This is a genomic window from Proteus sp. TJ1640, assembly GCF_003144445.1.
GTDB lineage: Bacteria > Pseudomonadota > Gammaproteobacteria > Enterobacterales > Enterobacteriaceae > Proteus > Proteus penneri.
The window spans coordinates 23,599-30,898 of record NZ_PENY01000009.1; the positions used below are offsets into that span (position 1 = coordinate 23,599).

A 7,300-nucleotide genomic window follows, 5' to 3' on the forward strand; every position below is an offset into this window, starting at 1 on the left:
ATCTTGATGATCTTGCGTTGAAATAGTAGCGTTTTTTAGAACTGATATCATCTTTTATCACAAGATCATATTTTCTTGATCAATGCATAAAAGAAACCATCGCCACCTTTTTCTTCAGGTAAGCATTGGTGCTGATAATCACATTGTGCATCTTTCGTTGATGCTAAAAATGCTTCAATTTGTTGTTTATTTTCTTCAGGTAAAATAGAGCAGGTTGCATACACCAACGTCCCGCCCGATTTTAGGTATGGCCAAATAGCGTGAAGGATCTCTTTTTGAATTTGAGCTAATTGTTCAATATCGTCATTACGACGAAGCCATTTTATGTCTGGGTGACGACGGATAACACCTGTTGCTGAGCATGGTGCATCGAGTAAAATGCGGTCAAACTGCATGCCGGCACACCATTTTTCAGGATAACGACCATCACCACTTTTGACGACTGCATTAAGTTTTAAACGGGTAAGGTTTTCTTTTACTCGTTTTAAACGTTGTTCATCTATGTCAATAGCGAGTACTTGAGCTTGAGGAGCTATCTCTAGAATATGTGTTGTTTTACCACCTGGTGCTGCACATAAATCAAGGATCTGCTCTTTATTTTTTGGTGCTAATAATTCAGCACAACGTTGAGCTGAACGATCTTGAACTGTTATCCAACCATCAGCAAATCCAGGAAGCAGGCTCACGTTGCATGGATTTTCTAAACGGATCGCGAAAGGGTGGCTATTATCAGCAATAGCGGGAATTTCTTCATTTTCAAGTAATGTTAAATATTCTTCTTGAGAGTGATGACGCTGATTTACACGTAACCACATTGGTGGTTTTTGGTTATTGCCTTCAATAATATTCATCCATTGTTCAGGATAAGCCTTTTTGATGCGAGCAAGTAGCCATGATGGATGAAGAAAACGATTTTCGCTATTTTGAAAACGTTCATTAAGGATATCCTGTTGGCGTTGAAACTGACGTAACACACCGTTAATCAATCCTTTTAACTGTGGTTTTTTTAGTGCAACAGCACCATTTACTGTCTCAGCTAAAGCTGCGTGAGCAGGAATGCGTGTATAAAGAAGCTGATATAAACCAACCATAATAAGGTAGTGTAAAATACGTTGTTTACCTTTTAATGGCTTATCCATGAGTTGCTGAATAATCCATTCTAATTGTGGCAATGTACGTAATACGCCAAAGCAGATTTCTTGCAACAAGGCTTTATCTTTGTCTGAAATATTTTTCTGAAGTTCTGGTATGACAGTACTTAGAGATAACCCTTGATCTAATACTTGGTTAATTGCTTTAGCTGCAATGCTACGTAAGTTGTATGACGTTTTCATGATGAGTTGACGTTTAATAATTAGCGCCAGAGATGCATTACATTGGCGTGAAAAAAGGAAAACCCTGATAATAATATTAGATATCAGGGCTTAGAATTATTATTGAATGACTTTTCCAGGAGTGAACCAATCTCTCTTGGAGTTTAAGAAATCAGCAGAAGCCATAGGCCTCTTACCTGATGGTTGCAACTCAGTGATATTTAGAATGCCATTACCTGTCGCAATATAAATACCCGTTTTATCTGCTTTTAATAAGGTTCCTGCAAGTTGATCGGTATTATCTGCAATAGCTTGTGCTTTCCATACTTTTACAGGTTGCCCGTCTAACATGAAAAAGCTCATTGGCCATGGATTGAATGCTCTTATGCAACGTTCAATCTGTTCTGCTGATAATGCCCAATCAATTTTTGCTTCTTCTTTAGATAATTTTTGTGCGTAATTCGCTAAATTATCGTCTTGTTTTTCAGCTTTTACTTTACCCGAGGTAATGAGATCTAAAGTAGTTGTTAGAGCTTTGGGACCAAGTTCTGCAAGCTTTTCATACAGGGATGCGCTGGTATCTTCATTCGTAATTGGGCAGGACGCTTTATACAGCATATCACCTGTATCTAAACCAATATCCATTTGCATAATGGTAACGCCCGTTTCTTTATCTCCGGCCCACAAAGAGCGTTGAATTGGTGCAGCACCACGCCATCTAGGAAGGAGAGAACCATGCACATTAAGGCAGCCTAAACGCGGTATTTCAAGAACGGCTTTAGGTAAAATCATGCCATAAGCGACAACAATCATAATGTCTGCTTGTTGTGCCACTATCCATTCATGGTTCTCTTCTGGTTTTAAAGAGGTTGGTTGATAAACAGGAATATCATGAGCTAATGCCAGTTCTTTGACAGGGCTAATAGTCAGTTTCTTACCTCTTCCTGCGGGTTTATCTGGAGGTGTTAATATTCCCACCACACGATGTTGGGTTGATAATAATGCAGCTAAATGTCGAGCCGCAAAATCGGGTGTTCCCGCAAAAATAATACGTAATGAATCAGACACGTTTCCTTCCTGTTTCAAATTAACTGTTACTGTCCTGCTTTAGCTCTTTTTTTATCTAGCTTATCGAGTTTTTCAACTTTTTGACGGATGCGTTGGCGTTTTAATGGAGATAAATAATCTACAAATAGCTTACCAACTAAATGATCCATTTCATGTTGAATACAGATAGCTAATAAATCATCAGCTTCTAACTCAAAAGGCTGACCGTTGTAATCAAGGGCCTTTACTTTTACATGTTCTGCACGAGGAATAAAAGCACGCTGTTCTGGGATAGACAAACAGCCTTCTTCTATGCCTGTATCACCGTTGGCATCAAGAAGTTCTGGGTTTATTAATACCAGTCTTTCATCTCTTGTTTCAGAGACATCAATGACGATAATGCGCTGGTGAATATTCACCTGTGTCGCGGCTAAACCGATACCTTCTTCCAAATACATTGTTTCAAACATATCATCGACAATTTTTTGAATTTCGGCATCAACTTTTTCGACTGGTTTTGCAATCGTGCGAAGGCGCTCGTCTGGATAATGTAATACGTGTAACACTGCCATAATTTATTCGGACTGTTTCTAAAATGTGAATAGGATTTAACGTCTATTCTAGACATTTATTGTCTAGATTGACAGTATTTGGTGTGTTCCACACTCACCTTGTTTGTTAAAAACAATATTAGGATAATGCATGGATGCTAGAGAAATATGGATCAGGCTTAATGCTGTTTCAAGACTACCTGTTAATAAAGCGATTCAAATTGCAAAGTATCTACAATCTTTGACTCAGTTAAATCAAAAATTATTAATAGGTTGTGGTCTTTCAGAACAGCAAAGTCATCAATTCTTAAGACTTCCTGCAAATGCTGTCACTGATACATTAAAGTGGTTAGATAAAAACGAATCATCATTATTAACGATTACAGATTCAGATTATCCATCTTTATTAAAGCAAATTTCATCACCGCCACTTTTGCTTTTTGTTGCAGGAAACCGGCAGCATTTAAAAAGCACACAAATTGCATTAATTGGAAGTAGAGTTGCTACACAATACGGTTCCAAATGGGCAACTTATTTTGCTCAGGAATTAGTAAAGAAAGAACTGACAATTACAAGTGGGTTAGCTCAAGGCATTGATGGTATTGGGCATCGAAGCGCATTAAAAAGCAATGGTATTACTATTGCTGTACTAGGAAGCGGTTTAGAACAGATTTATCCGTCATTCCATCGTACTCTTGCAACACAAATAAAAGAATCAGGCCTTATTATTTCTGAACATTTACCTATGACACCACCTTTAGCACGCTATTTTCCTCAACGTAATCGGATTATTAGTGGCCTAAGTACTGCACTGCTTATTGTAGAAGCAGGAATTAAAAGTGGTTCTTTAATAACAGCAAATTATGCTTTGCAACAAGGTAAAGAGTTGTTTGTGCTACCTGGATTATTAGGTGATGCTCATTTTGAAGGTAATCACCAGCTTATTAAGCAAGGTGCAAATTTAGCATCTTCACCAGAAGATATCCTAGAATATTTAAATAGCTCTTTGCAGTGGCTTACTTGTGATAATGAACATCGACAAAAACTAATAACAGAAGAATATACAACGCTTATTAATAATAAAAAACGAGAGTCTAAAATAGAGCAACTTACATCCGAACAACAACAAGCGATGGATGTGATCTTGCCTTTGCTTCATTTTAATAAAACGCTACCTATTGATATCATTGCTCAGGCTAGTGGATTATCAACTTCTGCATTAGCTCCTCTTTTATTAGAACTTGAGCTTATTAAAAAAGTCGCTATTGTGGCTGGTGGTTATACTCGATTGGAATAAGTGTAATGAGGTAAAATAATGGCAAAGAATATGCCGTTTACACAGCAACCTGAACAGGAAAAATGCCCTGAATGTGGCAGCGCATTAGTGATGAAAAATGGAGGACATGGCCCTTTTTTAGGATGCTCTGCTTATCCTGGTTGCCACTATATTAAAACATTGAAACCACAAGGTGATGGGCAAATTATTAAAGTTTTGGAAGGTCAACCTTGTAAGTGCTGTGGTGCTGATTTAGTTTTACGTCAAGGTAAATTTGGGATGTTTATTGGTTGTAGCAATTACCCTGAGTGTGAACATATAGAACAAATTGATAAACCTGATGAAACCGTTATACCTTGTCCTCAATGTGAAAAAGGAAAACTATTACAACGTAAATCTCGGTTTGGTAAGACATTTTATGCTTGTAACCAATATCCAGAATGCCAATTTGTATTAAATAACAAACCTATTAATGGTGAATGCGAACATTGCCACTATCCATTATTGATGGAAAAAAGGTCTTCTCAAGGAGTAAGATTAGTGTGCGCCAGCAAATTATGTGGAAAGCAACAAAAAACAAAAAGAGAAGAACATGAATAACGAAGCATCACCTGTAAGTAATACTATTATAGAAGCATTAAAAAATAATAAAGTTATCGCATATCCAACAGAAGCTGTATTTGGGGTAGGTTGTGATCCTGATAGCGAGCAGGCTGTTATGGCACTATTAATGTTAAAGCAACGTTCAATTGAAAAAGGACTAATTTTAATTGCTGATAACTATGGGCAACTGAAACCTTATATTGACGATAGTGTATTAACACAAACTCAACGAGATCGAATGTTTGCATCTTGGCCGGGGCCTGTTACATGGGTTATTCCTGCTAAATCAACGACGCCAAAGTGGTTAACTGGGAAATTTGATTCTTTAGCCGTGAGAGTAACAGATCACTCAGTTGTTAAAGAGCTATGTTTGGCTTATGGAAAACCTTTAGTTTCAACGAGTGCTAACTTAAGTGGATTACCACCATGCCGTACAGTTGAAGAAGTAAGAGAACAATTTGAGGACACAATTCCTATTGTTGAAGGGAATGTTGGTGGTAGACAGAATCCTTCTGAAATCCGAGATGCATTAACGGGTGAATTGTACCGACAAGGGTGATTGTGATGGAAAAATATTTAGTGATGGGGAATCCTATCGAGCATAGTCAGTCTCCTTTCATTCACCAATTTTTTTCAAAACAAACAGGAATAGAGTATGGCTATGGACGCCTACTGGTTCCTTTAGGTGAATTTGATAAAACCGCCTCGCATTTTTTTTCTAATGGAGGGCGAGGTGCTAATGTTACCGTTCCTTTTAAAGAAGATGCATTCCGTTTTGTGGATAAATTAACTGATAGGGCAAAAGCATGTGGTGCAGTTAACTCTATTGTTAAACTAGAAGATGGATCATTTCTTGGTGATAATACTGATGGGCAAGGACTTATTCTGGATTTAGCAAGGCTCGATTTTATTGTACCTAATAAGGTTAAATCAGTCTTAGTTATTGGCGCTGGTGGTGCAACAAGAGGAATATTACTTCCATTACTTGATTACGATTGCGATATTACTTTAACCAATCGCACATTTGCTAAAGCGGAGCAATTAGTAAAAGAGTTTAGTCAATTTGGAACGATCAGAGCAATCGCCGCTGAAGAGGTTGCTGATAGACATTACGATTTAATTATAAATGCATCGGCATCTAGTATGACTAATGATTTACCGCCTATTCCTAATGATGTTTATGGTTTTGAAACAGCATGCTATGACCTTTATTATCAAACTGGAATGACTTCATTTTTATATAACGCATTAAAACATGGAAGTACGCGTTTATCAGATGGGTTAGGTATGTTAGTAGGACAAGCAGCTTATGCATTTGAATTGTGGTATGAACTTGTACCAGATATTAATCCTGTCCTTAATGTATTAAGAGAACGATTGAATCAATGAACCAATCTATTCAATTTCCAGATCGTGAAATATGGCTAGTTGAGAATAGGAGTGTTCTGTTCCCTATAATGATCAACGGAATGCTTTTTGATTGTCTAATTACAGAGCAAGAGCTTATTAAGCGTTTTGGCGTTGGTGAGGGGCTTTTATTATTTAAACAAAATCGTTGGGACATTGAAGAAGAATTTGAAGAGTTGGTAACAGAGTATGAGTTATCAACTCTCTATCCTATCTATTCTTTGTCAATGGCAGATTGATGATTGGCTAAATAGTTGTTTTTCCATCCGACATAATTATTAGCAGAATAGACAAAGTGCTCTATTTCTGCTGGTGAAAGAGGGCGAACTTTTTTCACAGGACTTCCTAAGTAAAGAAAACCGCTTTCAAGTCGCTTTCCTGGAGGAACTAAACTACCCGCACCAATCATTACATCGTTTTCAATAATTGCACCATCAAGTAAAATAGAACCCATTCCTACTAATACACGATCTCCGATCGTACATCCGTGTAGCATTGCTTTGTGCCCAACAGTAACATTATCACCAATAATAAGAGGAAAACCTTCAGGAGTATTAGGTGAGATGTGAGTAACATGAAGAACCGAACCATCCTGGATATTTGATCTTTTCCCAATACTCACGTAATTCACATCACCACGAATAACAACCATTGGCCAGATACTGACATCTTCACTAATACGCACATCCCCAATGACCGTTGCGGTTTCATCAATAAAAACATCTTTATCAATAGAAGGCGAAAGGTGTAAGTAATTCCTGATTGTTGATTTTCCCATAATTTAACCTCGTACTTAGTTTCACTTTATAATAAGAAAAGAATAGCAGTGGATGGGGGGAGCTGGCGAGAGCCATGATTTTTATAATGAATGACGATAAAAATCGATAATAAAAGAGAAAGTAAAGCAATAAAGTATGATTGATAGAATATACCGAATAGACAATAACAATATAAAGTGTATATTTTTCACCCGCAATAGGGTTTTCCCGTATCAAAAATAGACGCAAAGTTCAAAAAGAGAACGAACAGAAAAAAAATTGAAATAAACACTTGCGCTAATCCGAGATCTCCCTATAATGCGCATCCACTGACCGGCGATGAGC

9 protein-coding genes are annotated in these 7,300 nt (G+C 37.4%); 5 read left to right on the top strand and 4 right to left on the bottom strand.

Going from position 1 to position 7,300, the window contains the following annotated elements; translation table 11 throughout:
* Positions 1-65: 65 nt before the first annotated feature.
* The 3 genes from rsmB to def all read right to left on the bottom strand — a co-directional run bounded on the left by rsmB (position 66) and on the right by def (position 2,932).
* Positions 66-1,334, bottom strand: coding sequence for a 16S rRNA (cytosine(967)-C(5))-methyltransferase RsmB (gene rsmB, locus DK861_RS03010; protein WP_109399206.1), 1,269 nt, complete (start codon positions 1,332-1,334; stop codon positions 66-68).
* Between the two features lie 99 nt (positions 1,335-1,433).
* On the bottom strand, positions 1,434-2,381 hold the full coding sequence (gene fmt / locus DK861_RS03015) for a methionyl-tRNA formyltransferase (RefSeq protein ID WP_109399207.1): 948 nt from the start codon (positions 2,379-2,381) through the stop codon (positions 1,434-1,436).
* Positions 2,382-2,407: 26 nt separating this feature from the next.
* Entirely contained in the window at positions 2,408-2,932 is a 525-nt protein-coding gene (def, locus tag DK861_RS03020; RefSeq protein ID WP_023583479.1) for a peptide deformylase, read from the bottom strand.
* 130 nt (positions 2,933-3,062) lie between these two features.
* On the opposite strand from def, the gene dprA reads away from it, so the two are divergent.
* Genes dprA through DK861_RS03045 form a run of 5 tightly spaced genes read left to right on the top strand, consistent with a single transcriptional unit; the run spans position 3,063 to position 6,436 of the window.
* Positions 3,063-4,208 carry a DNA-processing protein DprA gene (gene dprA, locus DK861_RS03025; RefSeq protein WP_072062982.1) on the top strand — a complete coding sequence of 382 codons (1,146 nt, stop codon included), beginning with the start codon at positions 3,063-3,065 and terminating at the stop codon, positions 4,206-4,208.
* 18 nt (positions 4,209-4,226) lie between these two features.
* Complete coding sequence (locus DK861_RS03030; RefSeq protein WP_109399208.1) at positions 4,227-4,787, top strand: type I DNA topoisomerase; 561 nt, start codon at positions 4,227-4,229, stop codon at positions 4,785-4,787.
* Complete coding sequence (tsaC, locus tag DK861_RS03035) at positions 4,780-5,349, top strand: L-threonylcarbamoyladenylate synthase type 1 TsaC (RefSeq protein WP_109399209.1); 570 nt, start codon at positions 4,780-4,782, stop codon at positions 5,347-5,349. Before DK861_RS03030 ends, tsaC begins: the two co-directional genes overlap by 8 nt.
* Positions 5,350-5,354: 5 nt before the next feature.
* Entirely contained in the window at positions 5,355-6,179 is an 825-nt protein-coding gene (aroE, locus tag DK861_RS03040; RefSeq protein ID WP_072062979.1) for a shikimate dehydrogenase, read from the top strand.
* The gene (locus DK861_RS03045; RefSeq protein WP_109399210.1) at positions 6,176-6,436 is read left to right on the top strand and encodes a DUF1488 domain-containing protein; all 261 of its coding nucleotides are present in this window, start codon (positions 6,176-6,178) and stop codon (positions 6,434-6,436) included. The genes aroE and DK861_RS03045 overlap by 4 nt, the downstream gene beginning before the upstream one ends.
* On the opposite strand, the gene DK861_RS03050 is transcribed toward DK861_RS03045, so the two are convergent.
* Positions 6,412-6,975 (bottom strand): gamma carbonic anhydrase family protein, encoded by a 564-nt coding sequence (locus tag DK861_RS03050; protein ID WP_109399211.1) that lies wholly within the window; start codon positions 6,973-6,975, stop codon positions 6,412-6,414. The two genes, DK861_RS03045 and DK861_RS03050, sit on opposite strands and share 25 nt — an antisense overlap.
* Positions 6,976-7,300 lie beyond the last annotated feature (325 nt).